Annotated in this window: 21 protein-coding genes and 1 pseudogene; 8 read left to right on the top strand and 14 right to left on the bottom strand. The window is 70.3% G+C overall.

The window, feature by feature from the left end; all coding sequences use genetic code 11:
- The first annotated feature begins 29 nt into the window (after positions 1-29).
- The gene (locus OG407_RS35120; RefSeq protein ID WP_403587072.1) at positions 30-587 is read left to right on the top strand and encodes a GH25 family lysozyme; all 558 of its coding nucleotides are present in this window, start codon (positions 30-32) and stop codon (positions 585-587) included.
- 21 nt (positions 588-608) lie between these two features.
- On the opposite strand, the gene OG407_RS35115 is transcribed toward OG407_RS35120, so the two are convergent.
- Positions 609-1,310 carry an NADPH-dependent F420 reductase gene (locus OG407_RS35115; RefSeq protein ID WP_405863477.1) on the bottom strand — a complete coding sequence of 234 codons (702 nt, stop codon included), beginning with the start codon at positions 1,308-1,310 and terminating at the stop codon, positions 609-611.
- 86 nt (positions 1,311-1,396) lie between these two features.
- Entirely contained in the window at positions 1,397-2,074 is a 678-nt protein-coding gene (locus tag OG407_RS35110) for a FadR/GntR family transcriptional regulator (protein ID WP_405863475.1), read from the bottom strand.
- A 233-nt stretch (positions 2,075-2,307) separates the two neighbouring features.
- Here OG407_RS35110 and OG407_RS35105 point away from each other — a divergent pair, with 233 nt between their 5' ends.
- Together OG407_RS35105 and OG407_RS35100 are read left to right on the top strand one after the other, a co-directional pair.
- Positions 2,308-3,912, top strand: coding sequence for a 2-isopropylmalate synthase (locus OG407_RS35105; RefSeq protein WP_405863473.1), 1,605 nt, complete (start codon positions 2,308-2,310; stop codon positions 3,910-3,912).
- On the top strand, positions 3,909-4,706 hold the full coding sequence (locus tag OG407_RS35100) for an ABC transporter ATP-binding protein (protein WP_405863471.1): 798 nt from the start codon (positions 3,909-3,911) through the stop codon (positions 4,704-4,706). Before OG407_RS35105 ends, OG407_RS35100 begins: the two co-directional genes overlap by 4 nt.
- 67 nt (positions 4,707-4,773) lie before the next feature.
- Here the strand turns inward: OG407_RS35100 and OG407_RS35095 are convergent, their stop codons facing one another.
- Together OG407_RS35095 and OG407_RS35090 are read right to left on the bottom strand one after the other, a co-directional pair.
- Positions 4,774-4,986: an EF-hand domain-containing protein gene (locus OG407_RS35095; protein ID WP_200689953.1), complete on the bottom strand. Its 213-nt coding sequence runs from the start codon at positions 4,984-4,986 to the stop codon at positions 4,774-4,776.
- Between the two features lie 48 nt (positions 4,987-5,034).
- The gene (locus tag OG407_RS35090) at positions 5,035-5,952 is read right to left on the bottom strand and encodes a MerR family transcriptional regulator (RefSeq protein WP_405863469.1); all 918 of its coding nucleotides are present in this window, start codon (positions 5,950-5,952) and stop codon (positions 5,035-5,037) included.
- Between the two features lie 58 nt (positions 5,953-6,010).
- On the opposite strand from OG407_RS35090, the gene OG407_RS35085 reads away from it, so the two are divergent.
- Positions 6,011-6,646, top strand: a complete 636-nt coding sequence (locus tag OG407_RS35085; RefSeq protein WP_405863467.1) for a GNAT family N-acetyltransferase — start codon at positions 6,011-6,013, stop codon at positions 6,644-6,646.
- 33 nt (positions 6,647-6,679) lie between these two features.
- Here the strand turns inward: OG407_RS35085 and OG407_RS35080 are convergent, their stop codons facing one another.
- Complete coding sequence (locus tag OG407_RS35080) at positions 6,680-7,858, bottom strand: hypothetical protein (RefSeq protein WP_405863465.1); 1,179 nt, start codon at positions 7,856-7,858, stop codon at positions 6,680-6,682.
- A complete protein-coding gene (locus OG407_RS35075; protein ID WP_405863463.1) occupies positions 7,858-8,649 on the bottom strand; it encodes a polysaccharide deacetylase family protein in 792 nt (263 codons plus the stop codon). Before OG407_RS35075 ends, OG407_RS35080 begins: the two co-directional genes overlap by 1 nt.
- Before the next feature lie 307 nt (positions 8,650-8,956).
- On the opposite strand from OG407_RS35075, the pseudogene OG407_RS35070 reads away from it, so the two are divergent.
- Positions 8,957-9,157 (top strand): annotated as a pseudogene (locus OG407_RS35070) (Scr1 family TA system antitoxin-like transcriptional regulator); the annotation flags it as partial.
- A gap of 513 nt (positions 9,158-9,670) precedes the next feature.
- Here the strand turns inward: OG407_RS35070 and OG407_RS35065 are convergent.
- From OG407_RS35065 to OG407_RS35050, 4 genes are all read right to left on the bottom strand, one after another.
- Positions 9,671-10,174, bottom strand: a complete 504-nt coding sequence (locus OG407_RS35065) for an ATP-binding protein (protein WP_200691125.1) — start codon at positions 10,172-10,174, stop codon at positions 9,671-9,673.
- Between the two features lie 308 nt (positions 10,175-10,482).
- Positions 10,483-11,250 (bottom strand): enoyl-CoA hydratase/isomerase family protein, encoded by a 768-nt coding sequence (locus tag OG407_RS35060; RefSeq protein WP_405863461.1) that lies wholly within the window; start codon positions 11,248-11,250, stop codon positions 10,483-10,485.
- A 94-nt stretch (positions 11,251-11,344) separates the two neighbouring features.
- Entirely contained in the window at positions 11,345-12,592 is a 1,248-nt protein-coding gene (locus OG407_RS35055; RefSeq protein WP_405863459.1) for an Ig-like domain-containing protein, read from the bottom strand.
- Between the two features lie 167 nt (positions 12,593-12,759).
- Positions 12,760-13,992: an Ig-like domain-containing protein gene (locus tag OG407_RS35050; RefSeq protein WP_405863457.1), complete on the bottom strand. Its 1,233-nt coding sequence runs from the start codon at positions 13,990-13,992 to the stop codon at positions 12,760-12,762.
- A 152-nt stretch (positions 13,993-14,144) separates the two neighbouring features.
- Between OG407_RS35050 and glgX the strand changes: the two genes are divergently transcribed.
- Positions 14,145-16,436, top strand: a complete 2,292-nt coding sequence (glgX, locus tag OG407_RS35045; RefSeq protein ID WP_405863455.1) for a glycogen debranching protein GlgX — start codon at positions 14,145-14,147, stop codon at positions 16,434-16,436.
- Between the two features lie 272 nt (positions 16,437-16,708).
- Here the strand turns inward: glgX and OG407_RS35040 are convergent, their stop codons facing one another.
- Genes OG407_RS35040 through OG407_RS35025 form a run of 4 tightly spaced genes read right to left on the bottom strand, consistent with a single transcriptional unit; the run spans position 16,709 to position 20,283 of the window.
- A complete protein-coding gene (locus OG407_RS35040; protein WP_026151002.1) occupies positions 16,709-17,353 on the bottom strand; it encodes a response regulator transcription factor in 645 nt (214 codons plus the stop codon).
- Positions 17,346-18,614, bottom strand: a complete 1,269-nt coding sequence (locus tag OG407_RS35035; RefSeq protein WP_405863453.1) for a sensor histidine kinase — start codon at positions 18,612-18,614, stop codon at positions 17,346-17,348. The genes OG407_RS35040 and OG407_RS35035 overlap by 8 nt, the downstream gene beginning before the upstream one ends.
- 26 nt (positions 18,615-18,640) lie before the next feature.
- Complete coding sequence (locus OG407_RS35030) at positions 18,641-19,375, bottom strand: ABC transporter permease (protein ID WP_403587034.1); 735 nt, start codon at positions 19,373-19,375, stop codon at positions 18,641-18,643.
- Positions 19,372-20,283: an ABC transporter ATP-binding protein gene (locus OG407_RS35025; protein ID WP_365608066.1), complete on the bottom strand. Its 912-nt coding sequence runs from the start codon at positions 20,281-20,283 to the stop codon at positions 19,372-19,374. The genes OG407_RS35030 and OG407_RS35025 overlap by 4 nt, the downstream gene beginning before the upstream one ends.
- A 217-nt stretch (positions 20,284-20,500) precedes the next feature.
- Between OG407_RS35025 and OG407_RS35020 the strand changes: the two genes are divergently transcribed.
- Both OG407_RS35020 and OG407_RS35015 read left to right on the top strand, forming a co-directional pair.
- The gene (locus OG407_RS35020; RefSeq protein ID WP_405863450.1) at positions 20,501-22,306 is read left to right on the top strand and encodes an ABC transporter ATP-binding protein; all 1,806 of its coding nucleotides are present in this window, start codon (positions 20,501-20,503) and stop codon (positions 22,304-22,306) included.
- A complete protein-coding gene (locus tag OG407_RS35015) occupies positions 22,303-24,177 on the top strand; it encodes an ABC transporter ATP-binding protein (protein WP_405863448.1) in 1,875 nt (624 codons plus the stop codon). The genes OG407_RS35020 and OG407_RS35015 overlap by 4 nt, the downstream gene beginning before the upstream one ends.
- Positions 24,178-24,842 lie beyond the last annotated feature (665 nt).

Raw genomic sequence — 24,842 nt, 5'->3', positions numbered from 1 at the left:
GGATAGCGGGGACAGGGCACAAGTCCCCCATGTTGCATGGCATCGACGTAAGCGCGTTCCAGTCCACCGCGTACGAAACGGACGGCTCCTCCTTCGTCTTCATCAAGGCGACGGAGGGCCATTCGTACGTCAACCCCAGACTCACCGCCCAGACGAAGACGGGCCGTGACGCGGGACTGGTCGTCGGCTTCTACCACTTCCTCTGGCCGGGCGACATCACCGCCCAGGCGGAGTACTTCGTCAGCAAGGCCCCTGAGAAAGCAGGCGACTTGCTGGCCGTCGACTGGGAGACCACGGGCGACGGCACCCACGCCACGAACGCCGAGAAGGACAGCTTCATCCGCAAGGTGAAGTCCCTCCGCCCGGACAACCGGGTGATCCTCTACACGAACCGCGACTTCTGGCTCACCATCGACAAGACGTCCTACGCGGGCGACGGCCTCTGGATCGCCGACTACGTCACGGCCGGCAAGCCCCGCATCAAGGCGGACTGGAAGTTCCACCAGTACACCTCGGACCCCCACGACAAGGACGTCGCCGACTTCACGACGAAGGCGTCCTTGCAGACGTGGGCGAAGGACGCCTGACGGTCGTGCGAGCCGGGCCGGTCAGCCCTTGAAGTCCCCCGTCCGCTCCCGCGAAGCCTCCCCCAGCCCCTTCTCGATCCCGGTCACGCCCTCCCGCAGCCCGTACACCGGCGTCCCCGGCTGCTGCCGCCAGGACTCGTCGAGGGTGCCCGCGTCGACCGTGTCGAAGCCGAGGTCGTCGATCAGGGCCCGGACCACGCGCTTCGCGGCCTCGTCGTCGCCGGCCACCGGGAGGGCGAGGCGGTCGGGGGCGCCGGACGGGCGGGGGCGGTCCAGGATGTCCTGCGCGTAGGTGCCGTTGAAGGCCTTGATCACGGTGTGGCCGATCTGCTGCGCGGTCCAGCGGCTCTCGGTGAGGTCGTCGTCGAGGATCGCGGCGATGCGGCCGTCGCGTCCGGGGTAGTAGTTCCCGGTGTCGATGACGGCGACGTTCTCGGCGGCGCCGTCCAGGAAACCCTTGGGCAGGTTCGGGACCGCCTTCAACGGGACGGTGACCACGACGACCTCGGCCCCGTTCGCCGCCTCCTCGACCGGTACGGGCGTCGCGCCCGTCTCCTCGGCCAGCGCGGTGAGCGTCTGCGGGCCGCGCGAGTTGGCGACGGAGACGTCGTGCCCGAGCGCGGTGAGCCGCCGGGTGAGGTTGCCGCCGATGTTGCCCGCGCCGATGATGCCGATCTTCATGACAGACCCTTCGCCGATCCGGATTCCATGCGATCCATGCATGCGCATGCGTCTGGCGGCTGCAACCCCGGGTGCCCGTCCCCTATTCCGGCCCCTCCCCGGTACGAGTGACTCCCCGCTCGCGGAACCTACTCCCCGAACGGATCCTCCAGCTCCGCCCGCAGCACCTCCGCCGCCGTCTCCGCATCCCCCTCCACGACCGCCCGCACCAGCGCCTCGTGCGCCCCGTCCCCGGTGTTCGGATCGTGCGCGCGCAGCTCCGTCAGCGCCAGCAGCTCCACCAGCCCCTCCCGCAGCACCGGCGTGAACTGGCCGAAGATATCGGCGAGTACGGGGTTGTGAGCGGCGGCGACCACGGCCGCGTGGAACGCGATGTCGGCGTCGACGAACGCGATGTCGTCGGCTCCGGCAGCGGCCCGGCGGGCCTCCAGCGCGCGCTCCAGCGCCGTCACGTCCTCGGGCGTACGACGGCTCGCCGCCAGCCGGGCCGCCTGGACCTCGACGCCCATCCGCACCTCGTAGACGTCGGTCACCGCGGCCCGCCGCAGCCGGGTCGGCCAGTCCTCGGCGGGCTCGGTGGCGACGACGAAGACCCCGGCGCCCTGCCGCGGCCGGACCAGCCCCGCCCCGGCGAGCGCCCGCAACGCCTCACGGACCGTGGAACGGCCCACGCCCAACTCCGTTGCCAGCGTGGTCTCGCCGGGCAGTTTGCTGCCGACCGGCCACTCACCGGCGGCGATCTGCGCGCGCAATCGCTCGGCGGCCTGTTCGACGAGGGGACTGGGACGGACGGGACCTAGCGGCACGGGCGGCTCACCAACTCGGAGATCATCGGGCTCATCAGTACTTGTCGTGGCTCATCGGTCTCAGCGGATTCTCACTTGTCTGAGGACCTGAGGTGTGGCTAGCCTACCGGCATGACGCTTCGCGGTCTCCTTCTTCTCGGCTGCCGCGGCGGGGCCTGACGCGACCGGCACCCCGCCGCGGGTCGCCGTGCTGCCGGTCACCGTCCGACCGAGCCGAGAGCAGTCAGCAGACGATGACCACCGCATCCCCCTTCAGCTGGAACCCCCAGCGCCCGAGCCCGATGCCGTACGACCGCTACCGCCCCTTCCACGAACGCGTCAACGTCCCATCCGGCGAGCGGAGTTGGCCCGCCGCCCATATCGACCGCGCCCCGCTCTGGGTCCCCGTCGACCTGCGCGACGGCAACCAGGCGCTCGCCGAGCCGATGGACACCCCGCGCAAGCGCCGGCTGTTCGACCTGCTGGTGGCGACCGGGTTCAAGGAGATCGAGGTCGGCTACCCCTCCGCGAGCCGCACCGACTTCGACTTCGTACGGCATCTGGTGACCTCCGGGGCCGTGCCGGACGATGTCACGCCGGTCGTGTTCACCCCGGCCAGGCCGGAGTTGATCGACCGCACCTTCGACGCGATCGAAGGGCTGCCCCGCGCGGTGGTCCACCTGTACATCGCGACCTCCCCGGTGTGGCGTGAGGTCGTGCTGGGCCGGGACCGGGGCGAGGTGTGGGCGACCGTGCGCGCGGCGGCCGAGCACATGGCGCGCGGGGCCGGGGACGCGCCCGGCATCCGTTTCCAGTTCTCGCCGGAGACCTTCAACCTCACCGAGCCCGACTTCGTCCTCGAACTGTGCGACGGGCTCACGGAGTTGTGGGACGCGAGCCCGGACCGGCCGGTCACGCACAACCTCCCGGCCACGGTCGAGATCGCGACACCGAACGTCTACGCCGACCAGATCGAGTACGCCCACCGGAACCTGTCCCGGCGCGACGCGGTGATCCTCTCCGTCCACCCGCACAACGACCGCGGCACGGGCGTCGCCTGCGCCGAACTCGCCGTCCTGGCCGGTGCCCAGCGCGTCGAGGGCTGCCTCTTCGGCAACGGCGAACGCACCGGCAACGTCGACCTGGTGACCCTCGCCCTCAACCTGTACGCCCAAGGCGTCGACCCCATGGTCGACTTCGGGAACATCGACGCGGTCCGGGAGACCGTCGAGCACTGCAACCGGCTGCCGGTGCACCCCCGCCACCCGTACGCCGGCGACTTGGTCTACACCGCGTTCTCGGGCACCCACCAGGACGCGATCAGCAAGGGGCTCGCACAACACGCCCGCAGGGCAGCGGAGTTGGGGCTGCCCGAGGGACGCGTCCCCTGGTCCGTCCCCTACCTGCCCATCGACCCGGCCGACGTGGGCCGTTCCTACGAGGCGGTGATCCGGGTCAACTCCCAGTCCGGCAAGGGCGGAATGGCGTACCTGCTGCGCACCCACCACGGCCTCGACCTGCCGCCGCGCATGCGGCCCGACTTCTCCCGGGTGGTCCAGGAGGCGACGGACGCGAGCGGCCGGGAGGCGACACCGAAGGAGTTGTACGAGCTGTTCCGGGAGACCTACGTGGTCGAAGGACCGCCCGAACAGGGCGAGTTGACGGGCCTGGACACCTCCACCCTGGTCGAGACGCTCACCGCGACCGGCCGCGCGGTGGACGTGCTGGAACTCGCCGAGGACGCGACGGCCGCCTACGCCGAGTGCCGGGTGAACGGCGTCACGGTCTGGGGCGCGGCGGAGGGTCCGGCAGCCTCCGTGCGGGCCGTCCTCTCCGCGGTGAACCGGGTGCCGCGATGACAGACGTGCTGCGCGCCGAGAACGTCCAGGTCGTACGCGACGGCCGCCCCATCCTGGCCGAGGCCTCCCTCACCGTCCGCACCGGCGAGCACTGGGCCCTCCTCGGAGCCAACGGGGCGGGAAAATCAACCCTGTTGAGCCTGCTCGGCGCGCAGGTCCACCCGACCGGCGGGACCGTGGCGGTCCTCGGCCGACGCCTGGGCCGGGTCGACGTACGGGAGTTGCGGTCCTACGTCGGCCACGTCAACCCCCGCCACCCGCTCACCGAACCCCTGCGGGTCCGGGAGGTGGTCCTGACCGGGGTGACCAACTCCGTTGCCCCGCTCCCCCGTTGGCGGCCCACGCCCGAGCAGCTGGCACGGGCCGAGCGGCTCATCGACACGTTGGGCCTGACGGAACTCCGTGACGCCCGCTGGCCCACGCTCTCTCAGGGGCAGCGCGGCCGGACCCTGATCGCCCGCGCGCTGATGCCCGAGCCCCGGCTCCTGCTGCTCGACGAACCGGCCACCGGCCTGGACCTCCCGGGCCGGGAGCGCCTGCTCGACTCGTTGGACGGCCTGCGCCGGGACCACCCGGACCTGGCCACGGTCCTGGTCACCCACCACCTGGAGGAACTGCCCGTCGGCACCACCCACGCCCTGCTCCTGCGCGACGGCCGCCCCCTCGCACAGGGCCCGGCGGCCGAGGTCCTCACCAGCGACCAGGTCGGCAAGTGCTTCGACCTGCCGCTGGTCCTGGAACGGCACGAGGGCCGCTGGAGCGTACGGATCAGGAACAGCCGCCGCAGGGCGTGACCCACCGCCGGACATGACGGAGGGGCGCCCGTCCACCGTAGGACGGGCGCCCCTCCGACCGATCAGGTCACTTGTTCAGGTGGGCCCAGAACTCGTCGAACGACAGGACCTTGTCCCCATTGAGGTCCCGGCTCTTGATGATGGCCTCGGCGACTGCCTCGGTGACGTTCCAGTCGCCTCCCTGGGCCAGGGCGGTCTTGAACTCGGCCGCGGTGATGACACCGTCACCGTCCGTGTCGATCCGCTGGAAATGCTTGCGTGCTTCCTCGATGTCCGCCACCGGATCCGCCCCTTCGTAACGCTTTACTGCCTGTTGACGGACGTCAGACTAACCGGCCGCGCGCGCCCGTAGTGCGGCGACCACCCACGCGAACTCCGGCCGGTGCGCCGCCGTGGGTCCGCCGCCCTTCACCGTGGCCAGCAACTCCCGGTAGCGGGCGAGCCGTTCGTTGGACGCCGACTCCATCCGTTCGAGTACGGCGGCCGGGTCGCCGCCGTCGCCCAGCACCTCCCGCAGGATCGCCTCGGCCTCCGGCGACCCCGGGGCGATACCCCGCTCCCTGGCCTCCGCGCCCAGCTGCACCAGCCGCATGGGGAACCAGGTGGACCGGCCGCGCACGGCCGCGCGCTCCTGGTCCGAGGCGTTGAACTCGACGGCCTTGCGCATCTGCGCCCGGAACTCCGGGTCCTGCACCATCTCCGCCAACTCGACCCAGGCGTCGACCTGTTCGGGGGTCGGGTCGTCGGGCAGGTCCACGGCGATGGAGCGCATCCGCTCCTTGATGCACGGATCGACGGCGTCGAGGTCGTGGAACAGTTCCTCCACGAACTCCTCCATGATCCGCCTGCGTTCGGCCGCCGACAGCCGAGCCAGTTTGTTCATGAGCGTCATCTCCTCCGCGGTCGAACCGCGTCTCGCGACGGTCGACAGCACCGCCCGGGTCACCCTCAGCGACCTGATCTGCGCGTCCAGTGCCACCACATGGGCGGCGGCCACCTCCGCGACCGTCGTCTCCCCGGCCAGCACCTTGCGTACGGCGGCCAGGCCGAGGCCCAACTCCCGCAAAGTGCGGATCAGTTCGAGACGGGCGGCGCACTCGGCGTCGTAGAGCCGATAGCCGCCCGCGGAGCGGGTCACCGGGGTGAGGACGCCCTCGTCGGACCAGTAGCGGATGGTGCGCACGGTCAGTCCGGTGGCTCTGGCCAGTTCCCCGATGGTGAGGAGTCCGGTGCCGTCATCGATCATGTCTGTGAGTGTGGGCCTTCCAGTGGGTGGAGACTCAAGCGGCGCAAGGAGCTTGGTGATGGAGACTCTTCGGGACATTCTCGATGCGGTGGCCCGGGACGACCTCCCGCCGGCGGACGGCCGCGTGACCGTCGTACCGCAGATGTCCGGGCGGGACGCGGGAGTGCTCGCCTTCACCGCGCACGCCGTCGTCTTCGTCGACGAGGACCCGCAGTGGGTCCACGACACCCTCGCGGCCGTGCCGTGCGACGCGCTCGCGGCGCCGATGAACCCGTGGTTCCTGATGGCCCTGCTCGACCGTACGGGCCGCAGGGCGGAGACCATCGACGCGATGCTCGTGGGTTCCCCGCTGCCGGGCGAACCCCCGCTCCCCCTACGGGAGATCACGGACGGCGACCATCCGCGCATCGTGTACGCCCGCGGCCGCCGCGACGACGTCCGCGCGTGGACGACGGAGGGCGGTGTAGTGGTGATCGGGCGCGGAGTCGGGGGCCGGCTTGAGGTCTCCGTCGAGATAGACGAGGACGTACGGCACCGGGGGCTGGGCCGCGCCCTGGTGGCCGCCGCCCGCCACCTCACCGCCGAGCCGCTGTGGGCCCAGGTCGCACCGGGGAACGCCCGCAGCATGCGGGCGTTCCTGGCGGCGGGCTACCGTCCGGTGGGTTCGGAGGCGGTGCTGCTCAGCGCCCGCTAGACCGTACTCGTACCGGATGAGATGCGGCGGGTCTCAGCGGAAGATGCCCGTGTGGCCCAGCGAGTAGCGGCCCGGCTGCGGGTACACCGCGAGGCCGTGCGGGCCGCCGCCGACCTTGATGCGGGCGAGCTGCGTGCCGGTGCGGGTGTCGATGGCGTAGACCTCGGAGTTGTAGCGGCCGGAGAGCCACAGGACCTTGCCGTCGGCCGAGACGCCGCCCATGTCGGGGCTGCCGCCGTTGGGGAGGTGCCACTTCTTGGTGAGCTTGTTCTTGGTGAAGTCGAAGATGGAGATGGTGCCTTCGCCGCGGTTGGAGATGTACATCTCGCGCGAGTCCCGGCTGATGTACAGGCCGTGGCAGCCCTTGCCGGTCGGCAGGAAGTCCGGCTTGGCGAAGGTGTCGCCGTTCAGGACCCACATGCCGTTGGCCATCATGTCGGCGATGTAGAACTTCTTGCCGTCCGGCGAGATCTTGACGTCCTGCGGCATCGAACCGTGGAACGGCAGTTTCTGCTGCCCGATGACCTTCATCTTCTCGGTGTCGACCTTCAGCAGCTCACCGCTGAACTCGCAGGAGACGATGAAGTACCGCCCGTCCGGGGAGAAGTCGGCGTGGTTGACGCCGTAGCAGCCGACGTGGACCGCCTTCACCGTCTTCATCGTGTGCGCGTCCCGGAACACCAACTGCCGGTCCAGCGAGGCCATGACGATCGCGTACTTGCCGTTGGGCGTGAAGTACAGGTTGTACGGGTCGTGCACGTCAACGGGCTTGCCGGCCCTGCCCGTTCGCGGGTCGATCGGGGTGAGGGTGTTGCCCCGGTCGTTGTTGACCCACAGGGTCTTCAAGTCCCAGGAGGGGACGACGTGTTGGGGCTGGACGCCGACCGGGATGGTCTCGACGACCTTGTACGTCTTCGGGTCGATCACCGAGACCGTGTTGGAGTTGGTGTTGGGGACGTAGACCCGAGAGGGGAAGTCCCGTACGACCGGGGAGAGTTGGTTGGGGCGGTCGGCCGCGTACACGTCGGCCGGGTCGAGCACCGGCGGCATTCCGGGCAGCGCCCGCGCGACCTGCGCCTTCTTCTGCTGCTGCGGCTGGAGGGCGGCCTTGGTGCCGAGGGCCTCGTCGGCGTGGTCCTGCGAGCCGCAGCCGGCGAGGGCGGCAAGGGCGATCCCGGCGACGAGGGCGCGGGTGAGGGGGATGTGTCGCATCAGCTCAGCAGCTCCGTGGTCGTCACCGCGCGCAGTCCGCGGCGGTGGAGTTCTTCCAGTACGGCGGGGAGCGCGGCGACCGTGTCGGCGTACCCGAAGTGCATGCTGACGACCGACCCGTTGCGGACCTCGGCGAGCACCTTGCGGGTGACGGCGGGGGCGCCGGGCGCGGTGAAGTCGAGGGAGTCGACGTCGTAGGACAGCACGTGCGGGTAGCCCACGCGGTGGGCCAGGCGCTGGACGAGCGGGGACGCGGCCGGGGCGCGCGAGGGCCTGAACCAGGTGCCGATCGAGCCGGTGAGCCGCTTGAGGCGGTCGGCGCAGCCGGTGATCTCGGCCAGCGCGTCGGCCTCGGACAGGGTGTTGACGGCGATGTGCCGCTGGGTGTGGTTGCCCAGGTCGTGGCCGCCGTCGAGGATGCGGCGGGCCATCCCGGGGTGGGTGTCGAGCCAGGTCCCGACGGCGAGGACGGTGACGTGCGCGCCGTGTTTCTCGGCCTCGGTGAGGAGAGCGGTGGCGATCTTCGGGTCGCCCTGCCCGTGGAAGGTGAGCGCGATGTCGGGGCGGTCGCGGGGTCCGTGGGTGATCTGCGCGGGCTGGTGGGGGAAGGCACGGGGCGTCGGTGCGGTGAGGGGGGTTGCCTTTGCGGGCGCGTTTGCCGTGGTGGGGGTGTGCGCGGCGGTTGTGGCGGGGGCGTTCGTGGCACAGCCGGCGGCGAGTGCGCCTCCGGCGACTAGGCCGGCGCCTGCGCGCAGTGCCGTACGGCGGTCGGTCGTGGTCACCCGCACCATTTAAGGGGCGCGAGGTAAGAAAGGGGGTGATTAACCCCTTTGATGACATTGGGCGCGTCCAGGGTTCCGTGCGGGAGCCGGGACCGGAGAGAAGCCGGCTACGACTCGTCAGCTACAGCTACAACCACAGCCACGCCACGCCACGCGGTTCGCGATGGACGTAAGGACGCGAGCATCCCCGGCGGCCGGGGCTTGCCGTATGGGGAGCCTTCCGGCGGCACGTCCGTTCGCGCCTTCGACCAGGGACCGGATCCGCTGCATGACAGGACCGAACTAGTCAGTCGCGAAGGGAAGGTTGGGGGGCGGCATGGTCAACATCAAGGAGTTCCAGCCCGACAGCAGTCCGCAAGCCGCTTTCGGGGCCCACATCCGCAGGCTGAGGGAGGTTGAGATCCGACTGTGGGAGATCGACATCACCCCCGGCCTGTTGCAAACACCTGAGTACGCAAGGGTGTTGACGGACAGCGCCGCGCATCGAGGGGCGATCGGGCCCGAGCGGGTACCGGCGGTGACTACGTCGAGGCCGCCGGCACCGCCAGGTGGCCCAGGTGGCCCAGGTGGCCCAGGTGGTCTCTGGAAGCTGTCCCAAAACTAACCGGCTATCCACCACTTGACCGGTTAGAAAAACACCCAGCTTCCCGAACCCCCTCAGGCCCTCCCGCTCCCGCCGCAACCCATCAGCCGACCCGACGACATCCCAAGACACGGCGAACACACCACCCACCACCCGGAGTTGGCCGCTAAGCCGACCCGGCGTGCCGGCGACAGGCGAGCGCGCTCCTCAGCACCGGCCGACAACACAGTTCAGGCACGGGGATCCCCACCTGGCCACCCATCCCTCGGGGCCGCCCGCTCGCTTCTCCAACGGGCTGGAGTGCACCGAGTCAAGGGTGGAGCGAAGCGGAATCGCCGCAGGCGACGCGACCGCAGGGAGCGCCCTTTACTCGGGGCGCGGAAGCCCGACACTGGCCAAGAAGCGGGCGGCCCAACGTCCACTTGAAGAGAGCCAGACGCTTCGCCCTCAGCGATCCGCCACCCGCATCTCGAACCACGTCGTCTTGCCCCGCGGCAACAAGTCGACCCCCCACCGATCGGAGAGTTTGTCGACGAGGAACAACCCCCGCCCGCTCAGATCCATCTCCTGAACCGGCATCAGACACGGCAACCCACGCGAGGGATCACGCACCTCGACCCGGATCCACCCCCGCCGCCGCTTCATCCGCAGCCCGAACACCCGCGCACCGGTGTGCCGTACGGCGTTCCCGACAAGCTCCGAGACAAGTAAGACGGCGTCCTCGGTCAGTTTCGGACTGAGCCCCCAGTGCCGCAGAACGACGATCTGGGTAAGCCGGCGGGCCGTCGCCGCGGACTCCGGACGGGACGGCAGCGGAACCTCCGCCTCCGTCGGATTGCCGAACAACTCGATCGCCTTGAGCGCCCGCTCGTCCTCGACCGCAGGCGACCAGCGCGCCGCGGTCGCACGGCCTTGTCCCCGCGGCTGTCCGATACCTTCCAGCCCCGCCATGCGTCCATCATGGCCGCCCCGAACGGGCTCCGGGGCGGTTCCGGAGGAATACGCCCCCCGGAAGCCCCCGTTCCGCGACATCCGATTGGCATGTGCCAATGGCATTTCAGGGCTTGTCACAGCCCCTCCGACCTGCGGTGAAGGCTCTGTTGGAGGCAATCGACAGGCTCCCTCGACAAGGCAGGCTTAAGGTCACCTTAAGGTTCCCATAAACCGCCCCGCCGAGGGATCCATATGAGACATCACGTCAATTGCAAGTGGTTGAGCGGTATTTGACGGTCCGGTTCACCGGAGCTCGACAGTCCGGTTCAGCGGAACTTCGCCTTGCCGGGGCCCTCTTCGACGAAGCTCCGCATCCCGCGCTCACGGTCCTCGGTCGCGAACAGCCCCGCGAACCAAGTCCGTTCGACGGCGAGCCCGGTCTCGATGTCCGTCTCCAACCCGGTGTCGATCGCTTCCTTAGCCGCACGCAACGCGATCGCCGGACCCTGCGCGAGCCTCGCCGCCCACGCATGCGCCTCGGTGTAGACGTCGGCGGCGGGCACCAGCCGGTCCACCAGGCCCAGTTCAAGCGCTTCATCGGCCTTGACCATCCGACCCGTGAAGATCAGGTCCTTCGCCTTCGAGGGACCGATCAGCCGCGCCAGCCGCTGCGTGCCACCAGCCCCCGGAATCAACCCCAGCAGAATCTCCGGCTGCCCCAACTTCGCGTTGTCCGCCGCGATCCGGAAGTCCGCGCACAACGCCAACTCGCAACCCCCACCCAGCGCATAGCCCGTGATCGCAGCCACCACCGGCTTCGGGATACGGGCCACCGCCGTGAACGACTCCTGCAACGCCCGCGACCGCACGACCATCCCCGCATGGTCCATCCGCTGCATCTCCTTGATGTCCGCGCCCGCCGCGAACACCTTCTCCCCGCCGTAGACCACTACAGCCCGTACGTCGTCGCGACGCGAGGCCTCCTCGGCGAGTTCCTTGAGGCGGTCCTGCGTGGCGACGTCCAGCGCGTTCATCGGCGGGCGGTCGAGGCGGATGGTGCCGACGCCCTCGGCGACTTCGAGATTCACGGTCATGGGGGCAGGTTAACGCGCGCTAACGCCAACGGGCCCGGTGCCGTGTGTCACAGCACCGGACCCGCAGGTCAGGCCAGCTCAACTCCCGTACGGCTTACGCCTTCCACTTCGCCCACGACATGTTCCAGCCGTTGAGCCCGTTGTCCGGCGCCACGGTCTCGTCGTTGGAGCGCTTGACGACGACCACGTCGCCGATCATCGAGTGGTTGTAGAACCAGGCGGCCGGAACGCTGCTGCTGTAGCCGCCCTTGACGTCCTGGAGGCCGACGCAGCCGTGGCTGGCGTTGTAGTTGCCGAAGGCGCCGCCGCCCCAGTAGTTGCCGTGGATGAAGGTGCCGGAGTTGGTGAGGCGGATGGCGTGCGGGACGTCCTTGATGTCGTACTCGCCGCCGTAGCCGACCGTTTCACCGTTCATCCGGGTCACTTCGAGCTTCTCGCTCATGACCATCTGGCCGTTCCAGGTGTCGTAGCCGGGCTTGCCGGTGGTGACCGGGATGGTCCTGACGGTCTTGCCGTCCTGGGTGACCTTCATGGTGTGCTTCTTGGCGTCGACCACGGAGACCTGGTTGCGGCCGATGGTGAAGGAGACCGTCTTGGTCTGCTTGCCGTAGACACCCGGGCGGCCCTCGACGCCGTCGAGGTTGAGCTTGACGGTGACCTTGGTGCCGGACTTCCAGTAGTTCTCGGGGCGGAAGTCGAGGCGGTCGTTGCCGAACCAGTGGCCCTCGACGTCGACGGCCGGCACGGTCGTGATGGTGATGGCCTTCTTCACGTCGTCGGGGTGCGTGATGCCCCGGGTGAAGTTGACCGAGAACGGCATCCCGACGCCGACCGTGGAGCCGTCCTCCGGGGTGAAGTCGCCGATGAAGGTGTTCTTCGGGGTCAGCGTGGTGAAGCTGGAGTCCTCGGCGGCGACCCGGCCGTCGGAGTCCTTGGCGACCGCGTGGACGCTGTACTTGGTGGAGGCCGAGAGGTGCGTCGCCGGCGTCCAGCTCGCGCCGCCGCCGGTGATCGCGCCGGAGACCTTGGTGCCGTCGGTGTCCTTGACCTCGACCTCGGTCAACTTGCCCTTCGCGGCGCTGATCTTGAGGGCGCCGCTGGTGTCGACGGACTTCGAGCCGTTCTTCGGGGCGATGGTGACGACGGCCTGCGACTGCTTGGTCTCGGCCGTGTCCGACCCCTTGGCCTTGCTGTCGCCCGAGCCGGACCCGGAGTTGGAACCGCCGCCGCCTCCGCACGCGGTCACGGCGAGCAGCAGCACGCCGAGGATCAGCGCCAGCAGTCCCTTGTTTCTCCGGCCGCGCGCGTCAACCGACGCCCCCGATATCGGTCGCACGTTCAAGACTTTCTCCCCTCGCCGGGCCCGGTCAGGCCCGCACCCCTTCGCGCATCTGACGTGCACGTCCGCGCATATTAACCGCCTGGTTTTGAGCTTCATGTCAGGCGATTGTCACCGTTCGGTCGCAACTTCAACTGCCGCCTGACACAGGGCCCCGGCCCCTTCCCGGGTCACCTCAGCGCACTGCCCGCCTTCCACTCCTTCCAACCCATGTTCCACCCGCCGAGGCCATTGTCCGGAGCGACCTGTTTGTCGTTGCTGTGCACGACCTCGACGACGTCCCCGACGATGCTGCGGTCGAAGAACCATCCGGCGGGGGTGTCCGAGCTGCCGCCCTTGACGTCCCTCAACCCGACGCACCCGTGGCTGACGTTGACGCGTCCGGGGGCGGTCGGCGCCCAGTAGTTGCCGTGCAGGAAGGTGCCGGAGTCGGTGAGTTTCATGGCGTGCGGGACGTCGGGGATGTCGTACTCGCCGCCGAAGCCGACCGTGCGGCTGTTCATGCGGGTCACCTCCAGCATCTCCATGACCACCATTTTCCCGTTGTACGTGGTCTTCCCGGGGGCGCCGGCCGTGATCGGCACGGTGGCCAGCAGGTCGCCGTCGCGCCGCACCTCCATGGTGTGTTTGGCGGCGTCGACGAGGGAGACCTGGCTGCGGCCGACGGTGAAGGAGAACGTCTTGTACTGGAGGCCGTAGACGCCCTTTGCCCCTTCCACGTCCCGCAGGCGCAGCGAGACGGTGACCTGGGTGCCGGGTTTCCAGTAGGTCTCGGGGCGGAGGTCGAGGCGGGTGTTGCCGAACCAGTGCGGGCGGATCTCGACGGCCGGTTTCGCGGTGACGTGGATCGCGCGCTCGACGGCGGCCCGGTTCTCGATCTCCCGGTTGAAGCCGAGGGAGACGATCATCCCGGTGCCGACGGTGGCGCGGTTCTCCGGGGTGACGTAGGCGATGAACCGTTCGTCGGGGACGTAGGTCGTGAACGTGGTGTGCCGGGCGGAGCGGTGGCCGTCGCCGTCGAGGGCGACCGCGTCGACGGTGTACTCGGCGGCCAGCGCGAGCTTCCCGTCCTCGGGTTCCCAGCGCAGTCCGTCGTCGGAGATGTGGCCGGGTACGGGGGTGTCCTGGGCGTCCTGCGCCTTGACCACCTGCACGGACTCCAGCCGCCCGCTGGGCACCCGGACCACGAGCCGCTGGTCGGGTTTGACGCCCTTGCTGGCGTCCTCGGGCGAGATCCGGATCACATCCTCGGGCGACGGTGCCTTGCCGAAGATCTCGCCGATACCGCCCCCGCCCGAGCCGTCCGAAGTACAGCCGGTGGCTCCGGCCAGCAGTCCTGCCCATGTCAGTACGGCGGCCAGTGCGACCCCCGCGCGCCTCGCGCGCCCTTGTGCATGCCTCACGGGGTGCCCAACGAGCGGGCACGCTCCGGGGAAACGTGAGTGCGACCCAAGCTCTGGGCAGAACAGTGGGGAGGATGACAGGACAGGGACTCGCGACCGGGACGTCGCGCGGTCTTCACCTCGTCGTTCCATGAGCCGCAGGAGGCCGGACGGTGTCGAGCGCAGCCGAGCAGGAGGCCGTGCAGGAGGGGCGCGTCGACGACGGCGTGCCGATGGAGCGCGTGGTGGAGGCCGTGCCGTCGCCACGCGCCGCGCCCGTCCTGAACGGCGCCTCGCACACGGGACCGCCGGTGCCCGTGTGGCCGGGGACGCCGATGCCGCTGGGGGCCCGGTACCGGGTCGGCCCGGACGGGGTGGCGGGCACCAACTTCGCGCTGTGGGCGGGAGGTGCGGAGGCGGTCGAGCTGTGCCTCTTCGACGCGGAGGGCGTAGAGGCCAGGGTCCCCCTCACCGAGCTGACGCACGAGATCTGGCACGGCTTCCTGCCGGACGTGCTGCCCGGACAGCGCTACGGCTTCCGGGTGCACGGCCGCTGGGACCCGTGGACCGGCGCCCGCTGGAACCCGGCGAAGCTGCTCCTCGACCCCTACGCCCGCGCGGTGGACGGCGAGTTCGGGCTGCCGCCCGAGGTGTACGCGCACGTCCGTGACTGGCCGCAGCAGCAGGTCGCGGACACCGTGCGCGACGACCGCGACTCCGCGCCCCACGTCCCGAAGGGCGTCGTCGTCCACGACGACACCACCGACGACGAGTGGATGGACGACCGCCGCCCGAAGACACCGTGGGCGGACTCGGTCATCTACGAACTCCACGTCGGCGGCTTCACCAGACTGCACCCCGGGATACCCGAGGAACTCCGGGGCACCTACGCCGGGTTGGCGCACCCGGCGGCGATCGAGCACCTGGTGAAGCTGGGCGTGACGGCCGTAGAGCTGCTCCCTGTGCACCAGTTCGCGCACGAGGACCATCTGCTGCGCAGGGGGCTGAAGAACTACTGGGGTTACAACTCCATCGGCTACTTCGCCCCGCACGCGGGGTACGCGGCGACCGGCACCGCCGGGCAGCAGGTCGGCGAGTTCAAGCGGATGGTGCGGGCGCTGCACGAGGCCGGGATCGAGGTCATCCTCGACGTGGTCTACAACCACACGGCCGAGGCAGGCGAGTTGGGGCCGATGCTGTCGTTGAAGGGCATCGACAACCGCGGCTACTACCGCCTCCAGAGCGACGCCCGCCGCTACACGGACTACACCGGCTGCGGCAACACCCTGCACGTCGTCCAGCCGCACGTGCTCCGGCTCATCACCGACTCCCTGCGCTACTGGGTCACCGAGATGGGCGTCGACGGCTTCCGCTTCGACCTCGCGGCGGCGCTGGCCCGCTCGATGCACGACGTCGACATGCTGTCCCCGTTCCTCGCGGTGATCGCCCAGGACCCGGTGCTACGACGGGTGAAGCTGATCGCCGAGCCGTGGGACGTCGGCTCGGGCGGCTACCAGGTGGGCGCGTTCCCGCCCCTGTGGACGGAGTGGAACGACCGCTATCGCAACGCCGTCCGGGACTTCTGGCGGGGCGCGCTGCCGGACGTACGGGACCTCGGGTACCGGCTGTCGGGGTCGAGCGACCTGTACGCGTGGGGCGGCCGTCGCCCCTACGCCTCGGTCAACTTCATTACGGCGCACGACGGTTACACCCTCCGCGACCTGGTGTCGTACGAGCGCAAGCACAACGAGGCCAACGGCGAGGGCAATCGGGACGGGACCGACGACAACCGCTCCTGGAACTGCGGGGTCGAGGGCGAGACCGACGACGAGCGCGTAAAGGCGCTGCGGCGACGGCAGTTGAGGAACCTCCTCACCACCCTCCTCCTCTCCACGGGCGTGCCGATGCTGGTCGCGGGTGACGAGCTGGGGCGGACGCAGCGGGGCAGCAACAACGCCTACTGCCAGGACAACGAGATCAGTTGGGTGGACTGGGGCCTGCGGGAGGACCCCGGCTGGGCGGCGCTGACCGACCTCACCGCCCGGCTGATCGACCTGCGCCACCGCCACCCGGTGCTGCGCCGCCGGGCGTTCTTCTCCGGGCGGGCCCATTCGGCGGACGGCATAAGGGACTTGGCCTGGTTCACCGAGCGCGGCACGGAGATGACGGAACGGGACTGGTACGCGCCCGCCGCCACCCTCGGCATGTATCTCTCGGGCCGGGACATCCCCGGCCGCGACGAACGCGGCGCCCCGATCGTCGACGACAGCTTCCTCGCCGTCCTGCACGCGGGCCACCGCCCGGTGAGCTTCGTGCTGCCGGGGCCGCCGTGGGCGGAGCGGTACGAGGTGGTCGTCGACACGTCACGGGAGGAGCAGGGGGAGGCGCCGGGGGTGGTGCATCGGGCAGGGGCGGCGATCACGGTGCCGGCGCGGGCGGTGCTGTTGCTGAAAGTGGTGAGCTGAAGGGCGGCCGTGGTTCCGGCCGGGGTGAGGTTTCAGGTCCGTGAACTCCCGGGCGGATGGCTGGGCTTGGGGCGGGCCCGGTGATCACATGGAGGGCACGCCCCCACGGCTTCCATTGCTTTCCGTCGCCGCCCGCCGTCTTCCCCACAAGGGCCTCGCAGGCGTGAACAGGCCGATCTCGCCCCCGACAAGCCGGAGTTGCTCGCCGAGCTGAAGGCGGCCTGGGAACGGATCGCCTCCGGTCTCCTCCCCTACCCGAGCCAGTACTCGCCCTAGCCGAGAATCCCCCGGTCGTACGCCACCGCGACGGCCGCCGCGCGGTCCTTGACGCCCAACTTGCCGTACAGGTGGGTGAGATGGGTCTTCACGGTCGCCTCGCTGATGAAGAGTTCGCGGGCGATCTCGCGGTTCGAGGTGCCCTTGGCGACCAGGGCCAGGACCTCGCGTTCGCGGGCGGAGAGCGGTTCGTTGCCCGGGGACTGGGGGCTGCGGACCGCGGACACCAGGCGGGAGGCGACGGCGGGTGAGAGGACCGTGCGGCCCTCCGCCGCCGCGCGGACCGCGGTGAAGAGTTCGTCGCGCGGGGCGTCCTTCAGCAGATAGCCCGTCGCGCCCGCCTCGATCGCGGGGAGGGTGTCGGAGTCGGTGTCGTACGTCGTCAGGACGAGCACCTTCGCGCGGGCGGCGCGGCGGGTCAGTTCGCGGATGGCGTCGACGCCCGCGCCGCCCGGCATCCGCAGGTCCATCAGGATGACGTCGGGGTCGAGGTCGGCGGCCCGCTCCACGGCCTCTACGCCGTTGGACGCCTCGCCCAGGACGCGGAATCCGGGCGCGGACTCGAACATGCCGCGCAGACCGTCCCGTACGACGGGATGGTCGTCGACGATCAACAGGGAGATCAGCAACTCGTCACTCATGGCGGACCAACGGTACGCGAGCCGAGAGGGCCGTGCCGTGACCGGGCTCTGCCTCGATCGTGAGGGAGCCCGCGACGCGTTCGGCGCGGGCGCGCATGCCGTCGAGGCCGAAGCCGCCGGTGCGGGTGCGTTCGGGGAGGGCCAGCGGGTCGAAGCCCCGGCCGTCGTCGCGGATGTCGAGGATGACCTCGTCGCCCAGGAAGGAGAGGGTCACGCCGACGCGGGTGGCGCGGGCGTGCCGGGCCGCGTTCGACAGGGCCTCCTGGGCGATGCGCAGCAGGGTCGCCGAGATCTCGTCGTGGAGCTGCTCGGTGATGCCGGTGACGGTGAACTCGGCGCGGACGGCGGTGCGTTCACCCCACTCCGCGACCGTGTTCTTCAGGGCCTCGGGCAGTCCGTCGTTCTCCAGGGCGATGGGCGCGAGGTTCTGCACGGAGCGGCGGGCCTCGCCGAGGCTGTGCCGGGCGAGGGTGGAGGCGCGTTCGAGGTGGGTGCGGGCGGTCGTCAAGTCGGGGGCGTTCGCTACGACTTGGAGCTGGGCGATGATGCCGGTCAGGCCCTGGGCGATGGTGTCGTGGATCTCGGCGGCGAGCCTGCGCCGCTCGTCCGCGACCCCTGCTTCCCTTGCCTGGACGAGGAGTTGGGCGTGCAGGGCGGCGTTCTCGTCGAGGGCCTGTTGCAGGGCGGTGTTGGTGCGTTCGAGTTCGGTGATGGTCTCGTTGCGCTCGCGGGAGCGCAGTGACTCCTGCTCGGTGAGATGCGCGATCGCCATCTGCAGACCGGAGTTGGCGGCCACGAGCGCCGCGAAGAGGACCCATTGGAGCCCGCTCCCGAACGGCAGCCCGCCCGCCTGCGCTCCGGCCACGGTGACCGCGCTCGCGAACAGCCCGACCCGCTGCGCCACCGTACCCGGGATCAGTTCGTCGGCGTCCATGAAACCGGAGGCGGCGTAGAACGCGAAGAACGGGTCGATCCAGGTGAGGACGAAGGCGATGGCCCAGCGGACGACGTAGTACGCCGTCCCGGCCCGCGACGGGGTCCGGCCGCGGCCGGGACGGCGGGAGCGGGTGCCGTGCCACCACAGCTGGAGGACGAGCGCGGCGCCGGCCAGGGACCAGCCGGTCCACCACTGGGCGGCGGAGTAGTCGAACAGACCGGAGGAGGCGAGCGCGAGGAGGACACTGACACCGAGCAGCGCGTACGGCCCCCATGTGTGCAGCTGCTCCCAGCGCCGGTCGATCTGGCGGTCCCTGGTGGTCATCTCCCCAGTCTGCACGGCCGTCTCCCCTACTCCCAGCGGAACCAGCGGGACGCGCCCGCCGTGAGCAGGACGGTCCAGGCCACCAGGACACCCAGGTGTGCCCAGCCCGGCCAGTTCCCGGCCGCCGCCCGGTTCAGGGCCTCGGCGGCGGCGCCGAACGGGGTGTAGCCGACGATGCGCGCCATGACGTCCGGCATGGAGTTCACCGGGATCCACACGCCCGCGCAGAACATCATCGGGAAGAACACCGCCGACCCGATCGCACCGGCGATCTTCGTCGTCCGGGACAGCGCGGAGACCACGGAGCCCAGCGCGAGGGCGGCCAGGATCGCGAGGAGCAGGGCGAGGAGATAGCCGCCGGGCTGCTCCGGCAGGCGTACGTCGAAGGCGAGCCGGCCGACGATCAGGGCGCACAGGGCGGAGGCCAGGGCAGCCGTGCCGTAGACCACCATCTGGGCGGCGAGCAGGGCGGTGGGCCGGACCGGGGTGGTGGACATGCGGCGGAGGATGCCGCGTTCGCGGTAGCCGGTGATGTTCTGCGGCATCGACTGGAGCGCGCCGACGATCATGCCGAGCAGGACGGCGACCGGGACGTACACGTCGACCGTGCGCAGGCCGCCGAGGTCGGCCTGGTGGGTGCGGAAGCCCGGGATGGAGCCGAGGATCACCAGCAGCAGGGTGGGGAACAGCAGGATCCAGAAGAGGGCGCCCGGTTCACGGCGGAAGAGCTTCAACTCGGTGCGCAGGACTGCGGTGTTCATGCGGAGACCTCCGTCAGGTCCAGGAACGCGTCGTCCAACGTGGCGTCGGACACGCGGAGTTGGTGGGCGGTGATGTGGTTGCGGGCGAGCAGGGTGATGACGGCGTTGACGGTCTCGTCGGAGCCGGAGAGCGTGATCCGGCCGTCCTTGCGCGTCACGGACGTGAGCGCGGGGAGCGCGTTCAGGTCACCGTCGTCCAGCGCCGCGGAGGGCGTGAAACTGATGACGGTGGAGCCCGCCGAGCGCCGGATCAGCCCGTCCGGGGTGTCCAGGGCGGCCACCCGGCCCTTGTCGATCACGGCGATCCGGTCGCACAGCCGCTGCGCCTCCTCCATGAAGTGCGTGACGAGCAGCACGGTGACCCCGCTCGCCCGCACGTCCTCGATCAGCTGCCAGGTGTCGCGGCGGGCGCGCGGGTCGAGCCCGGTGGTGAGTTCGTCGAGGACGACGACGCGAGGGTTGCCGATGAGCGCGAGCGCGATGAACAGGCGCTGCTTCTGCCCGCCGGACAATTTCGCGAACCGGGTGGTCAACTTCGCGGTCAGGCCCAGGCGTTCGGCCAGCGGCTGCCAGTCGGCGGGGTGCGGATAGAAGGACGCGTACAGCTCCAGCGCCTCACGGACGGTGAGCTTGGCCTGGAGCTCGCTCTCCTGGAGCTGGGCGCCGAGGACCCGGGCGACCTCTTCGTGGTCGGCGACGGGGTCGAGTCCGGTGACGCGGACCCGGCCCGCGTCCGGGACCCGCAGGCCCTCGACGCACTCGACAGTGGTGGTCTTGCCGGCGCCGTTCGGGCCGAGGATCCCGAAGATCTCGCCCTCCTCGACGGCGAACGAGACCCCGTCCACGACGGCCCGGCCGCCGTAGGACTTCCGTAGTGCGGTGACTTCGATGACAGGAGTGGCTGACATGTACCGAGGGTCCCGCCGGAGCCGGGCCCGGCACATCGGCCATCGCGCTCGAAGGGACATCAACCGATCGGTTGATGCGCGACTACGACTCCCCTTGATGTGCCGCTACGACCCCCCTACGCCCCTTCGAACACCCAGGTCGTAGGACCAACGGCCGATCCGGGTCCGGCCAAAACTCGGTGGGCACTGTCAGTGGTGGTCCGTAGGCTCGCCCGTGATGACCACGACACCCGCCTCCGCCGAGGACCACTCCGACCGGTCCGCCGTCCGTACGCTCGCGCGGCTGTGGCCGTACGTCCGCCCCGTGCGGGTACGGCTGTTCGCCGCGGCCGGGGTCGCCGTCGTCGCGTCCTGTACGGGGCTGGTGTTCCCGCTCGTCCTGAAGTGGATGGTGGACGGGCCGGTCGCCGACCGGGACACGGCGGGCGTGTGGCTCGGGGCGCTGTATCTGCTGCTGCTCGGGATCGCGGAGGCGGTCCTGTTCGGGCTGCGGCGATGGCTGGTCGCAAGGCCGCTGTCGCACGTCGAGGCGGAGATGCGGGCGGACCTGTACCGGCATCTGCAACGCCTGCCGGTGTCCTTCCACGACAGATGGCCGTCGGGCCAGCTCCTCTCCCGGGGCACGACCGACCTGATGCTGCTCCGGATGTTCCTCGCCTTCCCCCTGACGTTCCTGCTGGTCAACGCCGTGACGATCCTGGTGGGCGTGATCATCATGCTGCTCCAGGACTGGACACTCGGGCTGGTGATCCTCGGGCCCGCCCTACCGGTGATCATCACGTGCGTGATCTTCGAGCAGCGCTACGCGCACGTGGCCCGCCGCGCCCAGGACCAGGTCGGCGACCTGACGACGGTCGTCGAGGAGAGCGTCCTCGGCATCCGCATCATCAAGGGCTTCGGCCGCCACCGCACCCAGGCCCGAGCCTTCCGCGACCTCTCCCGCACCCTGCGCGGCACCGAACTCCACAAGGCCCGGCTCCTCGCCACGATCTGGGGCGTCATCGTGACCCTGCCCGAACTGGCGCTGGGGGCAGCGCTGGTGGTGGGGACGGTGCAGGTCGCGGACGGGGGTCTGTCGGCGGGCACGCTGGTGGCGTTCCTGTCCACGGCACTCGCGCTGCGCTGGCCGGTGGAGTCGATCGGCTTCCTGCTGGCGATGAGCCAGGAGGCGGCGACGGCGACGGAGCGGTTCTTCGAGGTGATGGATGAGACCCAGGAGGAGGAAGCGCCCTCAGGGGACGCGCCCAGCCCCCACCGACCCGCACCCGACAACGACGGCATCCGCTTCTCCTCAGTCTCCTTCCGCTACCCAGACGCCCCGCCCGATTCCCCACCCACCCTCGACAACATCAGCCTGCACATCAGACCCGGCGAATCCATGGCCCTGGTAGGCGCCACAGGCACCGGCAAGACCACATTGACGGCGCTCGTCCCCCGCCTCCACGAGGTGACCTCCGGCCAGATCACACTGGACGGCGAGGACATCACCGCCATGCCCCGGGAAACGCTGCGCGCAATCGTCGCGGTGGCTTTCGAGGAACCGACGTTGTTCTCGGCCAGCGTCGGGGAGAACGTACTCATGGGAGCCGAAAGGGCCGCAGGGGAACCCGAGTTGGAGCGAGCGCTGGCCGTCGCGCAGGCGGACTTCGTGCACGCGTTGCCCCAGGGCACGGACACCCAGGTAGGCGAACAGGGCCTGAGCCTCTCCGGCGGCCAACGCCAACGCCTCGCCCTGGCAAGGGCGGTGGTGGGCGAACCCCGCTTCCTGGTCCTCGACGACCCGCTCTCCGCGCTGGACGTCCACACGGAGGCGGCCGTTGAGGCAGCCCTCCGCCAAGTCCTGGCCGACACAACGGCGTTGATCGTGGCCCACCGCCCGTCCACGGTCCTCCTCGCCGACCGCGTGGCCCTGCTGTCCGACGGCCGCATCACGGCGGTCGGCACCCACCAGGAACTCCTGCGGACGAACGCGGAGTACGCGTACCTGATGTCGGGCGCCGAGCACCAGGGGGACGAACGATGACCGCGGCCACCACCTCCACCCCCACCACCGGCGACGACAACCCCGAGCCCACGCCGTCACCCCCGCACCAGCCCGCCGCAGCCGACCTCTTCGATCGCGACACCCTGCCCACTCCCCCAGGCGCGACCGCCACCCTCCTGCGTTCCCTGCTCGCCCCGATGAAGGCACGCGTCACCCTCACGACCCTCCTCCTCCTGCTCCAGCAGGCGGCCGTGCAGGTGGGCCCGCTCCTCGTGGCGTACGCCATCGACCGCGCGGTACCGGCGTTCCGGAATGACGACCACGGCCCGCTGATCGCCGTAGGAGCGGGCTACCTGTTCTGCGCGCTGATCTCCGGCGGACTCCAGTACGCGTTCATCGGCGCCTCCGCCCGCGTCAACCAGGACGTGCTGCTGGATCTGCGCGGCCGTATCTTCCGGCACGCGCAGGCGCTCAGCATCGACTTCCACGAGCGGTACACGTCCGGCCGGCTCATCTCCCGTTCGACGACGGACATCGAGGCCCTGCGCGAACTGCTCAGCGAGGGGCTCCAGGAACTGATCACGGTCATCCTGTCGTTCGTGTACATCTCGGCGATGCTGCTCTGGCTCGACCTGGGCCTCGGCGCGGTCGCGGTGGCGTCCTTCGTGCCGTTGTACCTGCTGGTGCGGGTCTACCAGCGGCGCGCGGTACGGGTGTACGCGATCCGGTCCACCGCGATCGCGCGCGTGATCGTGAAGTTCGTCGAGACGATGAACGGCATCCGCCCGGTCCGCGCGTTCCGCCGCGAGGCCGTGAACGACGCCGACTTCCAGGTCCTCAACCAACAGCACGAACGCTCCAACGGCGACGCCCTGTTGGAGATGGCCCGCTACGTCACCGGCTCCCGCCTGGTCGCCAACACGGCCGTCGCGGTGATCGTCCTCTGGGGCGCGACCCGGGTCGCGGACGGCTCACTGGAGTTGGGCGTACTGGCCGCCGCGGTGCTGTACCTACGGCGGCTCTACGACCCCATCGACCGCCTCGGCATGTTCCTCAACTCGTACCAGTCGGCCGCGGCTTCCCTGGAGAAGATCGCGGGCCTGCTGGCCCAGACCCCGTCCGTCCCCGAATCCTCAACCCCCGTCCAGCTCCCGGCACTTGAGTCGGACCAGCCCGGCCGCGAGGTCGTCTTCGACGGCGTCCGCTTCGCCTACCGCACCGGCGGCGAGGTGCTGCCCGTCTTCGACCTCACCCTCCCCGCCGGCCAGACCGTCGCCGTCGTCGGCTCCACCGGCGCGGGCAAGTCCACCCTGGCCAAGCTGCTGGCCCGGTTCTACGACCCTTCGGACGGGCGGGTGTTGCTCGACGGCGTCGACCTGCGCGAGCTGTCCGTGCCCGAACTGCGGCGCGGGGTGGTGATGGTGACGCAGGAGGCATTCCTGTTCTCCGGCACGGTCGCCGAGAACATCGCGATCGGCCGCCCGGACGCACCGCGTGAGGAGATCGAGCGGGCCGCGAAGGCGATCGGCGCGCACGACTTCATCAGCGCGCTGCCCGACGGCTACGACACGGACGTACGCAAGCGGGGTGGCCGTATCTCGGCAGGTCAGCGCCAACTCGTCGCGTTCGCACGGGCGTTGCTCGCCGACCCCGCCGTCCTCATCCTCGACGAGGCGACCAGCTCCCTCGACATCCCGGGCGAACAGGCCGTACAGCGCGCCATGTCGACGGTCCTGCGCGGCCGTACGGCGGTCGTGATCGCGCACCGGCTGTCCACGGTCGAGATCGCGGACCGGGTCCTGGTCATGGAACACGGCCGGGTCGTCGAGGACGGCACCCCGGCCGAACTGATCGCGGGGACGGGGCGGTTCGCGGACCTGCACCGGGCTTGGCGGGAGAGCGTGGCGTGAGGGCGGGGGCGTGAGGGCGGGGGCCTGCGGCGCGTGTGGTCCCGCGCCGCGTGTGGTCCCGCGCCGCGTGTGGTCCCGCGCCGCGTGTGGTCCCGCGCCGCGTGTGGTCCCGCGCCGCGTGTGGTCCCGCGCCGCGTGTAGCACAGCGGCGCGTGTGGTCCCGCGCCGCGTGTAGCACAGCGGCGCGTGCAGCACAGCGGCGCGTGCAGCACAGCGGCACGTGTAATCCCGCGGCACGTGTAGCACTGCGGCACGTGTAGCACTGCGGCACGTGTAGCACTGCGGCACGTGTAGCACTGCGGCGCGCATGGTCCCGCGATGAGGGTTTCGATCGCGCGGCGCGCGTCGCGGTCGAAACCCGCGTAGCCGAAACCCGTGTTGCCGGTCCCCGCTTTCCGCGTCCCCGGCCCGGTCGCGAGTCCGTGCCGGGTGACCAGGCGGCCGGACGGCGAGGGCGTTCCGCTGCCCGAGCGCGGCGGGCGGTGTCGGACCGAACACCGGCGGGACCGTTCCGGCCTCGGCACGGGCGTCGACCGGGCGCCTATGGACGGCGACGCCGAGGTCCGCGCGGGTCGGGAAGCGGCGGCGGATCGCCCCCCCTGGCCGACACCCACCTCAGCCGCGCAGCTACGCACCGGCGTCTCCACCTCTGACGTCCCGAAGCC

The sequence above is a fragment of the Streptomyces sp. NBC_01515 genome (assembly GCF_045040345.1).
Classification (GTDB): Bacteria; Actinomycetota; Actinomycetes; order Streptomycetales; family Streptomycetaceae; genus Streptomyces.
This window is presented reverse-complemented; position numbering and strand designations above follow the sequence as displayed.